The following is a 17,349-nucleotide window of genomic DNA, read 5'->3' as shown; positions in this document are numbered from 1 at the left end:
CAAGTAAGCAGGATATGACAGAAAAAGAAAAACCCCGGGCAAGCCCGAGGTTTATATTAATCACAACGCTTTTAGATGCCAACAGTTGACTTACTTATCGCCCAACTGTTCTGACATGGTATTTGAATTGCCTGGCGTTGGTACATTTGGCTCATCAACCGGCGTTGGTGCCTTTGGTGTGCTGTCATTGTCAGATGATTTATTCTTGGTCGCATCATCCCAACCCGCTGGCGGGCGAACTTCTTTGCGATTCATCAAATCATCAATCTGCGGTGCATCAATCGTTTCATACTTCATCAAAGCATCTTTCATGGTATGCAGAACATCCATATTTTCCATCAGCAAAGTACGTGCACGCTGATAGTTACGCTCGACAAGTAATTTAACTTCCTGATCGATAATACGCGCGGTTTCATCAGACATATGCTTGGCTTTTGCCACAGAACGGCCAAGGAATACCTCGCCTTCTTCTTCAGCATACAGCAACGGCCCCAGTTTTTCGGAGAAGCCCCACTGCGTCACCATGTTACGCGCGATAGACGTGGCAACTTTGATATCATTCGATGCACCGGTAGAGACTTTTTCCGGCCCGTAAATTATCTCTTCAGCAAGACGACCACCGTATAAGGTAGAGATCTGGCTTTCCAGTTTCTGACGGCTAGCGCTGATAGCATCACCTTCCGGCAGGAAGAATGTTACACCCAACGCACGACCACGTGGAATAATGGTCACTTTATGTACTGGGTCATGTTCAGGTACCAGACGACCGATGATCGCATGGCCTGCTTCATGATAAGCCGTTGATTCTTTTTGTGCTTCTGTCATTACCATGGAGCGACGTTCCGCACCCATCATAATTTTATCTTTCGCTTTCTCAAACTCAGCCATCGAAACAACACGCTTATTACCACGAGCAGCAAACAACGCGGCTTCGTTGACCAGGTTAGCCAGGTCAGCACCAGAGAAGCCTGGTGTACCACGTGCGATAACTGAAGCATCGATATCGGTATCTAATGGCACGCGGCGCATATGAACTTTCAGAATCTGTTCACGACCACGGACATCAGGTAAGCCAACCACAACCTGACGGTCAAAACGACCTGGACGCAGTAACGCCGGGTCAAGAACGTCTGGACGGTTAGTTGCTGCGATGACGATGATGCCTTCATTGCCTTCAAAGCCATCCATTTCAACCAGCATTTGGTTCAGTGTCTGTTCACGTTCATCATGACCACCACCCAAACCAGCGCCACGTTGACGGCCTACCGCATCGATTTCATCGATAAAGATGATACAAGGTGCGGCTTTTTTAGCCTGCTCAAACATGTCACGGACACGGGATGCACCCACACCAACGAACATTTCTACGAAGTCAGAACCAGAAATAGTGAAGAATGGCACTTTAGCTTCACCTGCAATGGCTTTCGCCAGCAAGGTTTTACCTGTCCCTGGAGGACCAACCATCAATACGCCTTTCGGAATCTTACCGCCCAGTTTCTGGAAGCGGCTTGGCTCACGCAGATAGTCAACCAATTCACTGACTTCTTCTTTTGCTTCGTCGCAACCGGCCACATCAGCAAAAGAGGTTTTTATTTGATCTTCTGTCAGCATGCGGGCTTTGCTCTTGCCAAAGGACATCGCCCCTTTGCCGCCGCCACCTTGCATTTGACGCATAAAGAAGATCCAGACCCCAATCAACAACAACATTGGGAACCAGGAAATAAAGATAGAGGCCAGCAAGCTCGGCTCTTCCGGTGGCTCACCAACAACTTTCACATTTTTAGTCAATAAGGTATCTAACAGCTTTGGATCGTTGACCGGAATGAAAGTCGTATATTTGCTGTTATCTTTCTTACTGACGTTAATTTCACGCCCATTAATACGCGCTTCACGAACCTGTTCTTGGGTTACGTCGGACATGAAAGTAGAGTAATCCACTTTACGGCCATTCGATTCGCTGGGTCCAAAGCTCTGGAATACAGACATCAGTACGACTGCAATAACTAACCAGAGAATTAGGTTTTTCGCCATGTCACTCAAGGGATTAACCTCATATTACAACTGTGTTAACAAACAGCGTTAGGGTACTACAGTTTCCGCCCTGTCGCTACAATGTACACTTCACGCGATCGCGCACGAGAAGCGTCTGGCTTACGAATCTTAACTTTCGTAAACAGGGAGCGAATTTCCCGTAGGTATTCATCAAAGCCATCTCCCTGAAACACCTTCACCAGGAAACTTCCGCCTGGCGCAAGTACATCACGACACATATCTAAAGCTAATTCAACCAGATACATTGATTTAGGTATATCGACTGCCGGAGTACCACTCATATTCGGGGCCATATCACACATGACCACCTGAACTTTTTTATCCCCAACACGCTCAAGTAAAGCTTTCAGGACGAGTTCATCACGAAAATCGCCCTGAAGGAAATCGACACCAACGATAGGATCCATTGGTAGAAGATCACATGCGATGACCCGCCCTTTACCGCCTATTTGGGTTACTGCATATTGGGACCAACCGCCGGGTGCAGCGCCTAAATCGACTACTGTCATACCGGGTTTAAAAAGTTTATCGTTCTGTTGTATTTCATCAAGTTTAAACCAGGCGCGGGAGCGTAGCCCCTTTTTCTGTGCCTGAATTACATATTTATCGCTAAAGTGTTCTTGTAACCAGCGACTAGAGCTAGCCGAACGCTTTTTATTAGACATCTCTTTTTCCAACTATCTTAATTAAGAGCCCGCGCATCTGTTGCTTAGCTCGCGTAAACTCCCCATCGACGTAGACCGATTTGGTGATACACATGAGATGGCGGTAGAATGAACCGTTTTCAATCCCAACTTAAGCAAAAAAGACGATGAATCTGAATAACAAACAAAAACAGCACCTGAAAAGCCTGGCCCATCCATTAAAGCCAGTAGTCATGCTGGGCAATAACGGGTTAACCGAAGGGGTGCTGGCTGAAATCGAACAAACGCTGGAACATCATGAACTTATTAAGGTGAAGATCACTGCTGAAGAGCGTGAAACCAAAGCCCTAATTGCTGATGCCATCGTGCGTGAGACCGGTGCCGTTAACGTCCAAATCATCGGTAATATTTTAGTGCTCTATCGCCCAGCGAAAGAGCGGAAAATTATTTTACCGCGTTAATGACGCTTGTTTTAGAGAAAAGGTGCCATGCACTTTGTTCTGATAAAAGGCCGCAAGCGGCCTTTTACTTTTCTTTACAACTTCATTTTTGAGAAATAACGCGTAATAGCTGCTCAGATGGACAAGTATTACACATAATCCACGCTAAGAATTTCATATTCTACTTCGCCGCCTGGAGTTCGAATAACAACGACGTCATCGACTTCCTTACCAATCAGGCCACGAGCGATAGGTGAGTTAACCGAAATAAGATTTTGTTTAAAATCCGCTTCATCATCACCCACAATCCGGTATTGCTGCTCTTCTTCGCTATCCACATTTAATACACGAACCGTGGCACCAAAAATAACGCGGCCATTATTAGGCATTCTGGTGATATCAATCACCTGCGCATTAGAGAGTTTTGCTTCTATTTCTTGAATCCGGCCTTCACAGAACCCTTGTTGCTCGCGGGCTGCATGATATTCCGCATTTTCTTTCAAGTCACCGTGTTCGCGGGCAGTGGCGATATCAGCAATAATTTTAGGGCGACGAACGCCTTTTAAAAAATCCAGCTCTTCACGCAGTTTCTCTGCGCCATTTACCGTCATCGGAATCTGTTTCATCTTTTAAATACCTCTAAATCTATCCTGTTCAAAAAACCGTCATCCTAACGTTTTCGAATGAAAATGCGGCTAGTTTGATAGCCTACCCGCCTCCAGGCGATAAACAAAAAAAATCACCCCGGAGCCAAAACCCCAAGTCAGGATCAATTCTGCATTTTGATATGCATTTTAACGTAGAGTTCCTTTAGGGTCATCGTTTACTTTCGCCCTCGTTGCACCGTAGTATGGCAACACGTTATTCAGCAGTTATACCGAAATTATGCATTTTTCACGAATTGTCAGTGGATTGGCCTGTGCTATTGCGATCAATATCAGCATATCTAACGCCAATGCGGCTCAGGTCGAAAATTACACACAGTATCTGCCTGATGGGGCAAATCTTGCGTTAGTAGTACAAAAAATCGGGGCTACGACCCCAGCAATAGACTATCACGCTCAGCAGATGGCCTTACCCGCCAGTACGCAAAAAGTCCTGACCGCATTGGCCGCTTTGCTACAGCTTGGACCTGATTTTCGCTTCAATACCACACTAGAAAGTCACGGTCCGATCACCGATGGTGTGTTGCGCGGCAATTTAGTTGCACGTTTTGATGGTGACCCCACTTTAACACGCCAGCAGTTGCGTAATATGGTGGCTACGCTAAGAAAAGCCGGTGTAAAACAAGTTGCAGGTGATTTGATCATTGATACGTCGGTTTTTGCCAGCCACGACAAAGCACCCGGTTGGCCGTGGAACGATATGACACAATGTTTTAGTGCCCCACCTGCGGCGGCCATTGTCGATCGTAACTGTTTTTCAGTCTCACTATACAGCGCACCTAATCCGGGTGACATGGCATTTATCCGAGTTGCATCCTATTATCCGGTGCAAATGTTCAGTGAAGTACGTACTTTAGCTAAAGGTTCACCAGATGCGCAATATTGCGAGTTAGATGTCGTTCCAGGCGAATTAAACCGATTCACGCTTACCGGATGCCTGACACAACGCAGTGAACCGCTGCCTCTGGCCTTTGCAGTACAAAATGGTGCCAGCTATGCCGGTGCCATCTTGAAAGATGAACTGAAAAAAGCGGATATTCAGATTGACGGCAGCCTACGCCGGCAGACGACCCCCAATGCCGCTGGCACCGTGCTAGCGCAAGCGCAGTCAGCACCGTTACATGACTTACTGAAAATCATGTTGAAAAAGTCTGACAACATGATTGCCGATACCGTATTCAGGACCATTGGTCATCAGCGATTTGGTGTACCGGGCACATGGCGCGCCGGTGCCGATGCGGTGCGTCAGGTTCTGCGCCAGAAGGCCGGTGTGGATCTGGGGAACAGTATTGTCGTGGATGGATCGGGTTTGTCACGTCATAATCTCATTTCACCGGCAACCATGATGCAAGCTTTGCAATATATAGCTCAACATGATCAAGAACTTAATTTTATCTCAATGCTGCCATTATCGGGCTATGACGGTACATTACGTTATCGTGGTGGCCTGCATGAAGCGGGTGTTGATGGCAAAGTTTCGGCCAAAACCGGTGCACTACAAGGCGTATACAATCTGGCCGGATTTATTACTACCGCCAGTGGGCAACGCATGGCATTTGTCCAATTCTTGTCGGGTTACGCCGTACCACCTGAAGATCAAAAAAATCGTCGGGCACCTTTGGTTCGCTTCGAAAGCCGCCTGTATAAAGACATCTATCAGAATAATTAAAAATTATGAAACTACTGATTGTTGAAGATGATGAACTGCTGCAACGCGGGATAGCTATGGCCCTGACCAATCAGGGCTATGCCTGTGACTGTGCCGGTACCGCAGCCGAAGCGCACAGTTTATTACACACCAGTCAGTACAGCATGGTAATCCTCGATCTCGGCCTGCCGGATCAAGATGGTGCCGTGTTGTTGCGTCAATGGCGGCGCCAGCATGTCACCTTACCGGTACTTATCCTCACCGCCCGTGATGCACTGGAAGATCGGGTTGACGGGCTGGATGCCGGTGCTGACGATTACCTTATCAAACCTTTCGCGTTAGCCGAGTTACTGGCACGCGTTCGCGCATTGATTCGTCGTTATCAGGGGCAAAGTGACAATTTGGTGCAACAAGATGACCTGAGCCTTAACTTATCAACACAGCAAGTCTGTTTGCAGGATCAGCCGCTGGAAGTCACGCCCAAGGAGTTTGCGATCCTCTCGCGCTTAATTATGCGGGCCGGTCAAACCGTTAACCGTGAGTTATTACAGCAGGATCTGTATACCTGGAATGATGATCTCGGCTCCAATACGCTAGAAGTGCATATCCATAATCTTCGCCGCAAATTAGGCAAAGATCGTATTCGTACCGTAAGGGGTATTGGCTATCGTCTGGAGGCACAATCATGATCAGTATGCGACGCCGTCTGATTTTAATGCTGGCGTTAATATTATTGGTTACCCAGTTGATCAGTGCCTTTTGGTTATGGCATGAAAGTCAGGAGCAAATCAGCTTCCTGGTTGATGAAACCCTTAGCGCACAAGCGCGTAATGAGCGGGTTGATACGGAAATAGCGGAAGCCATTGCATCACTGCTTGCGCCGTCGCTCATCATGATGGCCATCACCCTTTTGCTCTCTTTCTGGGCGATCAGTTGGATTATTCGTCCACTGGATCAATTGCAAAAAAAGCTGGCTGAACGTTCAGCCGATAATCTCACCCCAGTGATTGTTAAGAGCGATATGCAAGAAATCGTCTCTGTAACATCGACACTTAACCAGTTGTTATTCCGGCTCTCTAATACTATTGCGCAAGAACGCCTGTTCACTGCCGATGCCGCACATGAGTTACGCACACCTCTGGCCGGGATTCGTCTGCACCTTGAGTTGATGGAACAACAAGGGATCACTGAAAGTAACTCATTGATTAGTCGCATCGACTTATTGATGCATACTATTGAACAGTTACTGACACTCTCCAGAGCAGGCCAAAATTTTGCTAGTGGCCTATATCAATCTCTTGATTGGACTGAAAATGTGGTGCAGCCACTGCAAGATGAATTACAGGAAATGTGTGATCTTCGGCAACAAACTATCCAGTGGGAATTTCCGCCTTATGCCAAGACAGAAGGTGACGCCACGCTACTGCGCCTGATGTTGCGAAATCTGGTTGAAAATGCCCATCGTTATAGCCCGGTTGGTAGCCAGATTTCAGTCAAACTCGTTACTGAAAACTTGGGTGCCATTCTGCAAGTGATGGATGAAGGGCCGGGAATAAAACCAGAACAGGCGGGTGAACTGACTCAAGCGTTTCGTCGTATGGATCAACGCTATGGCGGCAGTGGGTTAGGGCTAAATATCGTGATCCGTATTGTTCAACTGCACCAAGGCAGGTTAACACTGGAGAACCGCCCAGACCGTTCAGGACTGCAGGCGCAATGCTGGATACCTGCCGTCACCCATGGCACGGCATTACCTCCATTTAGCTAGTGTCGCCCATTAGGTGTTCAAATAAAAGGGCCGCCACAGGTGAAGTGGCAGCCCTCATTTATACTCATAACAACGTTATGACTCACAACAACCGGAAATTTAACGTTCGTAGATAAACTCTACGCCGTCATCATCTTCCTCATCCCAATCGTCATCATCTTCTTCTACCGCTGCCGCTTCCACTTCAGCCAGTTGTTCACGGTGATAATCATCCCACATGAATTCAACTTTTTCTGGCGCACTTTCTGCAATGGCCATAGCTTTAGGTTGGGTGTTAAGGAATTTCATGACATCCCAGCACAGCGCGTTTACATTGTCGCGATTTGCTGCGGAAATCATGTAGTACTTATCTTCCCATCCCAGCGCTTCTACAATGGCCTTAGCGCGGACCTCAGCTTCTTCTGTACCTATCAGGTCAATCTTATTGAAAACAAGCCAGCGTGGCTTCTCTGCAAGATTTTCGCTGTATTGCTGTAACTCATTAACGATGACTTTGGCATTCTCAATCGGATCTGATTCATCGATCGGAGCCAGATCAACCAAGTGCAACAGTACACGACAACGTTCCAGATGCTTCAGGAAGCGAATACCCAGACCAGCACCGTCTGATGCGCCTTCGATCAAACCGGGAATATCGGCAACCACAAAGCTCTGCTCATGATCCATTCGTACCACACCCAGACTTGGGATCAATGTCGTAAATGGATAATCAGCTACTTTTGGTTTAGCCGCAGAAACCGCACGAATAAAGGTGGATTTACCCGCGTTTGGCAAACCTAACATCCCCACATCAGCCAGCAGCAACAACTCAAGCATCAATTCACGTGTTTCGCCTTCAGTACCCATGGTTTTCTGGCGTGGCGCACGGTTTACCGATGATTTGAATCGAGTGTTCCCTAACCCATGGAACCCCCCTTTCGCGACCATCAGAACCTGACCATGGCGGGTCATATCACCCACAATCTCACCCGTACCCTGATCCAGTACGCGGGTACCAACCGGGACTTTAATGGTGATATCTTTACCACGTTTGCCGGTACAGTCACGGCTCTGGCCATTCTGCCCACGTTCAGCACGGAAAGACTTCACAAAACGGTAATCAATCAGCGTGTTAAGGTTTTCATCGGCCAGCAGGTAAATATCGCCGCCATCACCACCATCACCACCGTCAGGACCACCATTAGGGATATATTTTTCGCGGCGGAAGCTGACACAACCGTTACCACCGTCACCGGCTACAACCAAAATCGTAGCTTCATCAACAAACTTCATTTACTTTCTCCGTAAATCATTCACCGGGCCGCTGCTTTTGCGGAGCAACCAGGTTTATTTCTGTCCGACGTGGCCACCAACGATGTCCAATTGCGGAAAACATTGCGCCGGCCACTACCACGAATGCGCCTGCGTATCCCACAAGATTGAGGGACGGTGCAGCAAACATTTCTGGCCAGGCCAGCGCCAATAGAATTGAAAAAAACAAGGTAAACAACGGCGTCAATGTGACAAGTGCGCTTACCTGAGCTGCCTGCCAGCGCGCCATGGCCTCAGCCAAAGCACCGTAACCCACCAGGGTATTAACCCCACAAAATAGTAAACAGGCAAACTGCCACCCATTTAGCTGAAAAATAACGGCTGGTTTCGCCATTGGGAATAATGCAATTGCACATAAAGTGTACAACAATAATAGGATTTGTTGCGATGCCATACGCCTTAATAGCACCTTCTGGGCGACACCATAGCTGACCCAAACAACCGCTGCACAGACACCCAATGCCACGCCAAGCGTATAATCAGTCAAACGGGTAAAGATTTCATGCAGACTGGTATTAAAAAATAACAACAAGCCGCAAATCAGCATACCCGCACCAATAACCTGGGTAATGCGCATCCGCTCTTTTAAAATCAACACACTGGCAACCATCATACCGACTGGTGATAATTGCCCGATAACCTGGGATGCCGTCGGACTTAGATATTGTAATGATGAACTGAAGAAGATGAAATTCCCCAGCAGGCCACACGTCGCAACTATCAGTAATACCAGCCAGCGACGTTGGCGAAAAAGTGTAAGCGAGGGTAGCTGACGACGCGAAGCCAGAATAATCCCCAAGCCGATAGCCGCCATCGTGAAGCGATACCAAACAATGGTAAAAGGCTCCATCACCTCAAGCACTTGCTTCATTGCGATCGGCAAGGCACCCCAGAATACGGCAGTGGTTAGTGCCAAAAAAATACCTAAACCAGCCTGCTGCTTCGTATCCATTTTTTACCGAAGGGGGTTAACCCTGAAATGTAAAAAGCCCCGCAACGAAATTGCAGGGCTTACATCTATTTACAGGACGCGAAAAACTTATACAGCTTCGATGCTGATAAATTTACGGTTTTTCGGGCCTTTAACTTCGAACTTGACTTTACCGTCAGCCAAAGCAAACAGAGTATGGTCTTTACCGCAACCTACGTTGGTGCCTGCATGGAACTTAGTTCCACGTTGACGAACGATGATGCTGCCTGCCAGAACTGCTTCGCCGCCAAAACGTTTTACGCCAAGACGTTTACTTTCGGAGTCACGACCGTTACGAGTCGAGCCACCAGCCTTTTTATGTGCCATTTATCCGCTCTCCTAAATCTTAAGCGCTGATACCGGTGATTTTAACATCAGTGAACCACTGACGATGACCTTGCTGCTTACGGTAATGCTTACGACGACGGAATTTAACAATCTTAATCTTCTCGCCACGACCGTGAGCAATTACTTCAGCCTTGATCTTGCCACCATCGACTAAAGGAGCGCCGATATTGATTTCTTCACCGTTAGCAATCATCAGAACTTGGTCAAACTCAACAGTTTCACCAGTTGCGATGTCCAGCTTTTCCAGGCGAATGGTTTGACCTTCGCTTACTCGGTGTTGTTTACCACCACTTTGGAAAACCGCGTACATATAAAACTCCGCTTTCCGTGCACTCCACTTTTGTAGTCCAGAGCGCACTATAAATATTCACAATAGGGCGCGAATTCTACGCAAAAATGTAGTGAATGACAAGTATATAATCAGCCCAAGCGAAGAAAAAAAGCACAGTTTCTTACATCATGTTTATTTGATGGATTTTTCAAGTACAATCATAGTCTCAGGGAACGTCATGTAATAATGTGGGCGGTAATCTCATCGCAGTTAAAGAGAAAAACAGCTGAATATAACAATGAACCTAGAAAAGATTATCGAGTTAACCGCGCCGGATATGGCGGCAGTAAACACAACAATTCTCGACCAGTTGAACTCTGATGTTGTTCTCATCAATCAATTGGGCCATTACATTATCAGTGGTGGCGGGAAACGAATTCGCCCTATGATCGCCGTTTTGGTGGCCCGTGCGTTGCACTACCAAGGCAGTAAGCATATCACTGTCGCGGCATTGATTGAATTTATCCACACAGCGACCTTGCTGCATGATGATGTGGTCGATGAATCTGATATGCGCCGTGGTAAAGCGACGGCTAATGCGGCATTTGGTAATGCCGCCAGTGTATTGGTGGGCGACTATATCTATACGCGCTCATTCCAGATGATGACCGACCTCGAATCACTGCGCGTTCTTACTTTGATGTCAGAAGCCACAAACGTTATTGCTGAAGGTGAAGTCTTACAGTTAATGAACTGTAATAACCCAGACATCACTGAAGAAAACTATATGCAGGTTATTTACAGCAAAACGGCTCGCTTGTTTGAGGCAGCCTCACAGTCTGCGGCCGTGCTGGCGGATGCCACTGAAACGCAGGAGTTAGCGTTACAGAATTATGGCCGTTATCTGGGTACTGCATTCCAGCTCATTGATGACCTGCTCGATTACAGCTCTGATGGCACCACTTTGGGTAAGAATACCGGTGACGACCTCAATGAAGGTAAACCTACATTGCCCCTACTGCATGCCATGCGTAATGGCACAGTGGAACAAGCAGCCATGATTCGGCAAGCAATTGAACAAGGCAATGGCCGCCATTTACTCGAACCCGTATTGGCTGCAATGCAGCAGTGTGGCTCACTTGACTATACCCGTCGGCGTGCAGAGGAAGAGGCTGACAAAGCTATTGCTGCGTTACAGATTCTCCCTGAAAGTGAATACCGTCTGGCTCTTGAGGGTTTAGCGCACATTGCCGTACAACGCGATTTTTGAGAAACCATTAAGAAACCCGCGCTTTGCCGCCCGGGTTTATCTTTTTTGCTATTAATCCAAACGTTTCATCAGTGTTCCTACCCCTTCCCGCAGCAAAAATGCAATAGCTCGCGAGCGCTCAGCATCAGTGAGTTGATTGTAAGCTTCAATCCATATAGCCAATGGGTCATTGCGCTGCACAACATATTCCGCGGGGGTTTCTTTCAAGCGTAAAACACTCAGTACATCAGATGGTAACCCCTCGATAGCGTACTCTACCGCCTTTCCCTGCACCCCAAGTTTACGTCTGCGTTCCCAACCTTCCTTTCTGGCTCGACCATTAACCCCTGCAGGCGTTTTAGGCAACCCGCCAATACCAATAAGCTCAGCAGCGGTAATCCATTGTTTTTTCATATCCATTCTCTATCAATGAGCTGCTGTAGCAAGTTCCTGGCACAAAGTGCACATCTGGCGGACTTAATCGATTCTCAATTGCTCGATCAGGCTTTTAGCTCCTTCACGAAAAATAAAGGTAATAACCTGCTCCCGTTCAGCCTCCGTAAAACGATAGTAAGCCTCTATCCATAGGGCTAATGGGTCTTGCCGTACTGGCGTATACTGTGCCGGCTCTTCTCTTAAATGTAATGAATTCAGTATGGTGGAAGGTAAACTTTCAACATGATACTCCACCGCCTTCCCTTGAACGCCACGACGACGGCGCTGTTCCCACCCCTCACGTTTCGCCATGAGGTTAATGCCTTGTGGTGATGAGGGTAATCCCTCAAGACCTGCCAGTTCCTTAGCGGCAAACCACTCTTTTTTCATGGTGTTGCTTCCTAATATGCGTTGCGACACAAAAAAGGAATATTTAGAAAACATTTAAAATCTTTTAGAAAATAAATGGTATGATCTTTCTAAATGGTCACTTTCTGTTCACAGTACGATTAACAATGTACTGTTATTTATATCACTAACACGTCAGCTGCTTAGAAAAAAAAAGGATTAAAGATGATTTTAAGGAAATCTGATTGGCACCCAGCAGACATCATTGCCGCACTACGTAAAAAAGGCACAACTTTAGCCGCCCTCTCTCGTGAGGCAGGGTTAAGTTCCTCCACTCTTGCCAATGCGTTAACTCGCCCTTGGCCAAAAGGGGAATGGTTGATTGCCGAATGTTTAGAGATTCATCCTTCCGAAATTTGGCCAACACGCTATTTTGATCCGAAAACAGGGGTTCTTCTTGACCGAAAAGTGAGGATACGGCCGGCTATTCTTCGGGCATAAAAAAACCGCCGATGCATAGCTTCGGCGGTTGATAATATTATCTCAGGGGCAGCTTTAAGCCCCTGCTACTACTTGTTATTGACGAACTGCTCGCCCAACTCAATATCTTTGTGCAATACATCAAGCATGCTTTCTAGCGCTTGCTGTTCAAACGCACTCAGTTTGCCAATGTCTTTACGTTCAGCAACACCCTCTTTACCTAACAGGATTGGCTGAGCAAAGAAACGGGCATATTTACCGTCGCCTTCAACGTAAGAACATTCAACAACATTGCTTTCGCCTTGCAGAGCACGAACCAGAGAAAGACCAAAACGTGCCGCAGCCTGCCCCATCGATAGAGTCGCTGACCCGCCACCGGCTTTTGCTTCAACAACTTCAGTACCCGCATTCTGGATACGTTTAGTCAGGTCAGCCACTTCTTGCTCGGTAAAGCTAATGCCTGGAATTTGTGACAACAATGGCAAAATGGTAACACCAGAGTGGCCACCGATAACCGGCACTTCGATATCTTGAGGTTGCTTACCTTTCAGTTCAGCAACAAAGGTATTAGAGCGAATGGTATCCAGTGTCGTAATGCCAAATAATTTATTCTTGTCGTAAACACCGGCTTTTTTCAGTACTTCTGCGGCGATCGCTACTGTCGTGTTAACTGGGTTGGTAATGATACCGATTAATGCTTTCGGGCAAGTACGCGCGATTTGCTCAACCAGATTACGGACGATGCCAGCATTAACATTGAACAGATCTGAACGATCCATGCCCGGTTTACGTGCAACACCCGCAGAAATCAGAACAATATCGGCCCCTTTAAGGGCTGGGGTAGCATCTTCGCCGCTGAAGCCTTTAATATTAACAGCGGTCGGGATATGGCTCAGATCAACCGCAACACCGGGAGTCACTGGCGCGATATCATATAATGAGAGGTCTGAACCTGAAGGAAGCTGGGTCTTGAGTAGAAGAGCGAGGGCCTGGCCGATACCACCAGCGGCACCGAGAACTGCAACTTTCATCCTATACTCCTTTTTATATTTAATTTAAATTTGCCGTGAATTCATCTATTTAGGCACCTTAATTTATTGTGATTTTAAACACAATCTATTAACAGTCAGATTGAGATATCACGCATCAAAAAGGCGCATAAGACGTATGCATTTTAGAGTAAATCGCTTATTCATTAATGATATAGCGCACATTATTCTAAAATTTACTGAAGTATTCATGACAGGTTAATCGGCGGTTACATTACACCCTTCCGTTACATCAGAACAACATCATTTTAATAACATTTTAGTTACTCACGCCGAATGTTGATAAAAACTGATTTAGCATAATCGTAACAGTAAGATGATGTGAAAATTTCACCACACCTTGATATCAGTGCTTTTATCACCAATACTCCATAGTCATGTTGAATAAAAATTCATTTATATGCATAATAATCCTATTCACTATTGACTGATTAAGGCATAGAAAATGCGTAATCCCGCAAAACAAGAAGATCTTATCAAAGCGTTTAAAGCGTTATTGAAAGAAGAGAAATTCAGTTCTCAAGGTGAGATCGTTTTGGCCTTGCAGGAAGAAGGCTTCGAAAATATCAACCAATCCAAAGTTTCACGTATGCTAACCAAATTCGGTGCGGTTAGAACGCGTAATGCCAAAATGGAGATGGTTTACTGCTTACCCGCAGAATTGGGGGTGCCAACAACCAGTAGCCCACTAAAAAATCTGGTCTTGGATGTCGATTATAATGATTCAGTCGTTGTGATTAATACCAGCCCTGGTGCGGCACAGCTGATCGCCCGCCTGCTGGATTCATTAGGTAAGGCTGAAGGGATCTTAGGCAGTATTGCTGGTGACGATACCATTTTCACAACGCCTGCCAGAGGTTTTACGGTTAAACAACTGCATGAAGCCATTCTTGGGCTATTCGAACAAGAGCTTTAATTCCACATCTTTATGTCTGATGTATATAGATGCGGCCTTCTGCGCCGCACTGTATCCCTGTCACCGTTATCCGATTAATCATACCTTCATAGCCTTTAACCAGGGCATATAACTACTGATTTCGGTCTAAGCCACAAAATAATTCTGCTTATCTCTCCCTTACAGTCAAACCTACCACTGACTAACGCACTTTTAGTCAAAAACGCTTATTCAATTGAAAACATTAAGTTTTTACTTGAGCGTGCTGTTTTTTAATCACTTTTTATTCCTTTTAGTTCTTAAAAAGTAGTCACTAACGATAAAGTGACCTTAAATATTATTAGCTTGCTATTAATATTCTCAGTTACTAGATGTATACTCATTTTCGTGACGTAAATCACACTTCATGCAAAGTGATAAAGAATAAATAGAGGCAATAACATGAATATTAAAACTACCATCGCAACCGCCAGCATTCTCTCTGTACTGTCATTTGGTGTTTTTGCAGCAGATTCTATCAATGAGAATCAGGCTGCAAAATTACAACCAATGGGCACCATTACCGTCAGTGGCCTTAACGGCGCACCATCCGATATTCGTCAGGCGCTGTCTGATAAAGCTGATGCTATGGGCGCTAAAGCTTACAAAGTGATCGAAGTGCGAGAAGAAAATAACTGGCATGCCACTGCCAAGATTTACCAGTAATTCGCGATAGATAGATCAAAAATGGCGTGAAGCCCAAATTGAAAAAAATTAAATAAACAGTAAAAACAATAAACTAAAAGTACCAGAATCATTAAAAGTACTTTTGGATTGTTGAATCTGATTAAGGAAAAATCATGAAAATCAAAACTACTCTGGCAGCCCTGAGTTTACTTTCTGTTGTTGCTTTCGGCGCATCTGCTGCGGAATCAATCAATGCCGCCCAAGCAAGCAAAATGACTGATTTAGGCGCAGTCAGTGTGAGCGCGATTACCGGTGCTCCTTCTGATATTGAGCAGGCCATCGCGAAAAAAGCTGATAGTGAAGGCGCTACGGCATACAAAATCATTGGTATGCATCAAGACAATGGTTGGCACGCCACAGCTAAGATTTACAAATAAGATTAAGCGCCAGCAGTGAAAGTAAATGCCCCGCTCAGAGGGGCATACTTTCGTATCTTGATGATTTATTCAATAGACTGAAAATAAAGATAAATACTAATTTTTAGCTTATTGAATAGAGTATTGATTGCAACAAGGTATTGGCTGAAGTCAGCCCACATCCGAATAATCCCTCGTCTATCCGACGAACCCTTTACCCCCGCTATCGCGGGGGCTTTTTTTATCCGACTTAATCCTGCGATAGAGCTTCTTGCTCCGCTTTTTTATCCAAAGCGCTCAGCAATTTGTTATGAATCCCACCAAAACCACCGTTACTCATCACTAGAATGTGATCACCCGGTTGTGCTGTTTTCACGATCATATCGACTAACGCATCAATATCAGCACTCCAATGTGCAGGCTGAATACAAGCTTCGGCCACTTCCACTACCTGCCAAGGGATATGCTGCGGCTGGAACAGGAACACTTCATCCGCACGGCCTAATGAAGGTGCTAACTCATTTTTACATAGCCCTAATTTCATGGTGTTAGAACGTGGCTCTAAAACAGCCAAAATACGCGCAGTCCCACCCACTTTACTGCGCAGTGCCGCCAGAGTGGCAAGAATAGCGGTTGGATGGTGAGCAAAATCATCATAAACCGTGACACCATGAGCTTCACCCCGCAATTCCAGCCGGCGACGAGCATTAATAAAATCACCCAGTGCCTTGCAAGCATCGGCGGGTAAAACCCCCACATGACGGGCGGCAGCGATCGCCATCAAACCGTTATGCATATTGTGTTCACCCACCAGTGACCAGCTGACCTCACCCACTAATTTATTATCAAGAAACACTTCATAAACACTGGCATCGGTTGATACTTTGCGCGCCGACCAACTGCCAGTTTCGCCGACCAACTCTTGCTCACTCCAGCAGCCCATCGCCATCACTTGCTTCAGGTGATTATCATTATCCGGCACGATGATTTTGCCTTTCCCTGGCACTAAACGTACCAGATGATGGAATTGCTTCTGGATAGCTTTCAGATCGTCAAAAATATCCGCATGATCGAACTCAAGGTTATTCATAACCAGCGTTCTTGGGCTGTAGTGAACAAACTTAGAGCGCTTATCAAAGAAGGCGCAATCATATTCATCAGCTTCAATGACAAAGAATGGGCTATTACCTAAACGTGCTGATACATCAAAATTACCCGGCACTCCGCCAATGACGAATCCCGGTTCATAACCACAGGCTTCCAGAATCCAGGTCACCATACCCGCAGTGGTGGTTTTTCCGTGTGTACCCGCCACCGCTAATACCCAGCGCTCTGGCAATACATGGTCATGTAACCATTGTGGGCCGGAAACATAAGGGATGCCTTGCTCTAATACTGCTTCAACACAAGGGTTACCACGGCTCATGGCATTACCAATGATCACTAAATCCGGGGTGGGACTCAGTTGAGCTGGGTCATATCCCTGAATTAAATCGATCCCTTGATTCTCCAGCAACGTGCTCATTGGTGGATACACGTTAGCATCCGCTCCTGTCACTTCATGACCTAATGAGCGGGCCAGCATTGCCAGGCCGCCCATAAAAGTGCCGCAGATACCTAATATGTGAATGCGCATAAATTTTCCGTATTAATAAGCTTCGAGTTTGTAACCATTCTACCGCTCAGAATCAAAG

20 protein-coding genes are annotated in these 17,349 nt (G+C 46.2%); 9 read left to right on the top strand and 11 right to left on the bottom strand.

Going from position 1 to position 17,349, the window contains the following annotated elements; translation table 11 throughout:
* Positions 1-90 precede the first annotated feature (90 nt).
* On the bottom strand, positions 91-2,031 hold the full coding sequence (ftsH, locus tag V1956_RS04765) for an ATP-dependent zinc metalloprotease FtsH (RefSeq protein WP_083160903.1): 1,941 nt from the start codon (positions 2,029-2,031) through the stop codon (positions 91-93).
* 56 nt (positions 2,032-2,087) lie between these two features.
* A complete protein-coding gene (gene rlmE / locus V1956_RS04760) occupies positions 2,088-2,717 on the bottom strand; it encodes a 23S rRNA (uridine(2552)-2'-O)-methyltransferase RlmE (protein WP_083160905.1) in 630 nt (209 codons plus the stop codon).
* Positions 2,718-2,863: 146 nt separating this feature from the next.
* Here rlmE and yhbY point away from each other — a divergent pair, with 146 nt between their 5' ends.
* Positions 2,864-3,157: a ribosome assembly RNA-binding protein YhbY gene (gene yhbY, locus V1956_RS04755; RefSeq protein ID WP_004389225.1), complete on the top strand. Its 294-nt coding sequence runs from the start codon at positions 2,864-2,866 to the stop codon at positions 3,155-3,157.
* Positions 3,158-3,285: 128 nt separating this feature from the next.
* Here yhbY and greA read toward each other — a convergent pair whose 3' ends face one another.
* Entirely contained in the window at positions 3,286-3,762 is a 477-nt protein-coding gene (gene greA / locus V1956_RS04750) for a transcription elongation factor GreA (RefSeq protein ID WP_005186441.1), read from the bottom strand.
* A 259-nt stretch (positions 3,763-4,021) separates the two neighbouring features.
* Between greA and dacB the strand changes: the two genes are divergently transcribed.
* Genes dacB through pmrB form a run of 3 tightly spaced genes read left to right on the top strand, consistent with a single transcriptional unit; the run spans position 4,022 to position 7,217 of the window.
* Positions 4,022-5,470 carry a serine-type D-Ala-D-Ala carboxypeptidase gene (dacB, locus tag V1956_RS04745; RefSeq protein WP_420070901.1) on the top strand — a complete coding sequence of 483 codons (1,449 nt, stop codon included), beginning with the start codon at positions 4,022-4,024 and terminating at the stop codon, positions 5,468-5,470.
* Between the two features lie 5 nt (positions 5,471-5,475).
* Positions 5,476-6,138 carry a two-component system response regulator PmrA gene (gene pmrA, locus V1956_RS04740; RefSeq protein ID WP_005186436.1) on the top strand — a complete coding sequence of 221 codons (663 nt, stop codon included), beginning with the start codon at positions 5,476-5,478 and terminating at the stop codon, positions 6,136-6,138.
* Positions 6,135-7,217: a two-component system sensor histidine kinase PmrB gene (gene pmrB / locus V1956_RS04735; RefSeq protein WP_372557842.1), complete on the top strand. Its 1,083-nt coding sequence runs from the start codon at positions 6,135-6,137 to the stop codon at positions 7,215-7,217. Before pmrA ends, pmrB begins: the two co-directional genes overlap by 4 nt.
* A 99-nt stretch (positions 7,218-7,316) precedes the next feature.
* On the opposite strand, the gene cgtA is transcribed toward pmrB, so the two are convergent.
* The 4 genes from cgtA to rplU form a co-directional block, all read right to left on the bottom strand.
* On the bottom strand, positions 7,317-8,489 hold the full coding sequence (cgtA, locus tag V1956_RS04730; protein WP_083160913.1) for an Obg family GTPase CgtA: 1,173 nt from the start codon (positions 8,487-8,489) through the stop codon (positions 7,317-7,319).
* A gap of 16 nt (positions 8,490-8,505) precedes the next feature.
* Positions 8,506-9,480 (bottom strand): DMT family transporter, encoded by a 975-nt coding sequence (locus V1956_RS04725; RefSeq protein WP_372557841.1) that lies wholly within the window; start codon positions 9,478-9,480, stop codon positions 8,506-8,508.
* Positions 9,481-9,567: 87 nt separating this feature from the next.
* Complete coding sequence (gene rpmA, locus V1956_RS04720) at positions 9,568-9,825, bottom strand: 50S ribosomal protein L27 (RefSeq protein WP_083160917.1); 258 nt, start codon at positions 9,823-9,825, stop codon at positions 9,568-9,570.
* 19 nt (positions 9,826-9,844) lie between these two features.
* Positions 9,845-10,156 carry a 50S ribosomal protein L21 gene (gene rplU, locus V1956_RS04715; protein ID WP_005186422.1) on the bottom strand — a complete coding sequence of 104 codons (312 nt, stop codon included), beginning with the start codon at positions 10,154-10,156 and terminating at the stop codon, positions 9,845-9,847.
* 259 nt (positions 10,157-10,415) lie between these two features.
* Between rplU and ispB the strand changes: the two genes are divergently transcribed.
* Entirely contained in the window at positions 10,416-11,387 is a 972-nt protein-coding gene (gene ispB / locus V1956_RS04710; protein WP_442824848.1) for an octaprenyl diphosphate synthase, read from the top strand.
* A gap of 51 nt (positions 11,388-11,438) precedes the next feature.
* Here ispB and V1956_RS04705 read toward each other — a convergent pair whose 3' ends face one another.
* A complete protein-coding gene (locus V1956_RS04705) occupies positions 11,439-11,780 on the bottom strand; it encodes a DNA-binding protein (protein WP_372557839.1) in 342 nt (113 codons plus the stop codon).
* Positions 11,781-11,843: 63 nt separating this feature from the next.
* Positions 11,844-12,191: a DNA-binding protein gene (locus V1956_RS04700; RefSeq protein ID WP_372559808.1), complete on the bottom strand. Its 348-nt coding sequence runs from the start codon at positions 12,189-12,191 to the stop codon at positions 11,844-11,846.
* A gap of 183 nt (positions 12,192-12,374) precedes the next feature.
* On the opposite strand from V1956_RS04700, the gene V1956_RS04695 reads away from it, so the two are divergent.
* Positions 12,375-12,650 (top strand): helix-turn-helix domain-containing protein, encoded by a 276-nt coding sequence (locus tag V1956_RS04695; RefSeq protein ID WP_083160925.1) that lies wholly within the window; start codon positions 12,375-12,377, stop codon positions 12,648-12,650.
* A gap of 68 nt (positions 12,651-12,718) precedes the next feature.
* Here V1956_RS04695 and mdh read toward each other — a convergent pair whose 3' ends face one another.
* On the bottom strand, positions 12,719-13,660 hold the full coding sequence (gene mdh / locus V1956_RS04690) for a malate dehydrogenase (RefSeq protein ID WP_083160927.1): 942 nt from the start codon (positions 13,658-13,660) through the stop codon (positions 12,719-12,721).
* Between the two features lie 463 nt (positions 13,661-14,123).
* Between mdh and argR the strand changes: the two genes are divergently transcribed.
* The 3 genes from argR (at position 14,124) to V1956_RS04675 (ending at position 15,676) form a co-directional block, all read left to right on the top strand.
* Complete coding sequence (argR, locus tag V1956_RS04685; RefSeq protein WP_004707043.1) at positions 14,124-14,594, top strand: transcriptional regulator ArgR; 471 nt, start codon at positions 14,124-14,126, stop codon at positions 14,592-14,594.
* Positions 14,595-15,014: 420 nt separating this feature from the next.
* Positions 15,015-15,278 carry a peroxide/acid stress response protein YhcN gene (gene yhcN / locus V1956_RS04680; protein ID WP_372557838.1) on the top strand — a complete coding sequence of 88 codons (264 nt, stop codon included), beginning with the start codon at positions 15,015-15,017 and terminating at the stop codon, positions 15,276-15,278.
* A gap of 134 nt (positions 15,279-15,412) precedes the next feature.
* Positions 15,413-15,676, top strand: coding sequence for a YdgH/BhsA/McbA-like domain containing protein (locus V1956_RS04675; RefSeq protein ID WP_083160931.1), 264 nt, complete (start codon positions 15,413-15,415; stop codon positions 15,674-15,676).
* Between the two features lie 229 nt (positions 15,677-15,905).
* On the opposite strand, the gene mpl is transcribed toward V1956_RS04675, so the two are convergent.
* Positions 15,906-17,291 carry a UDP-N-acetylmuramate:L-alanyl-gamma-D-glutamyl-meso-diaminopimelate ligase gene (mpl, locus tag V1956_RS04670; RefSeq protein WP_372557837.1) on the bottom strand — a complete coding sequence of 462 codons (1,386 nt, stop codon included), beginning with the start codon at positions 17,289-17,291 and terminating at the stop codon, positions 15,906-15,908.
* Positions 17,292-17,349: the final 58 nt, after the last annotated feature.

The sequence above is a fragment of the Yersinia sp. 2540 StPb PI genome, assembly GCF_052217165.1.
Lineage (GTDB): Bacteria > Pseudomonadota > Gammaproteobacteria > Enterobacterales > Enterobacteriaceae > Yersinia > Yersinia enterocolitica_E.
The sequence above is the reverse complement of the archived record's forward strand: the minus strand, read 5'-3'. Positions and strand labels throughout refer to the sequence as shown.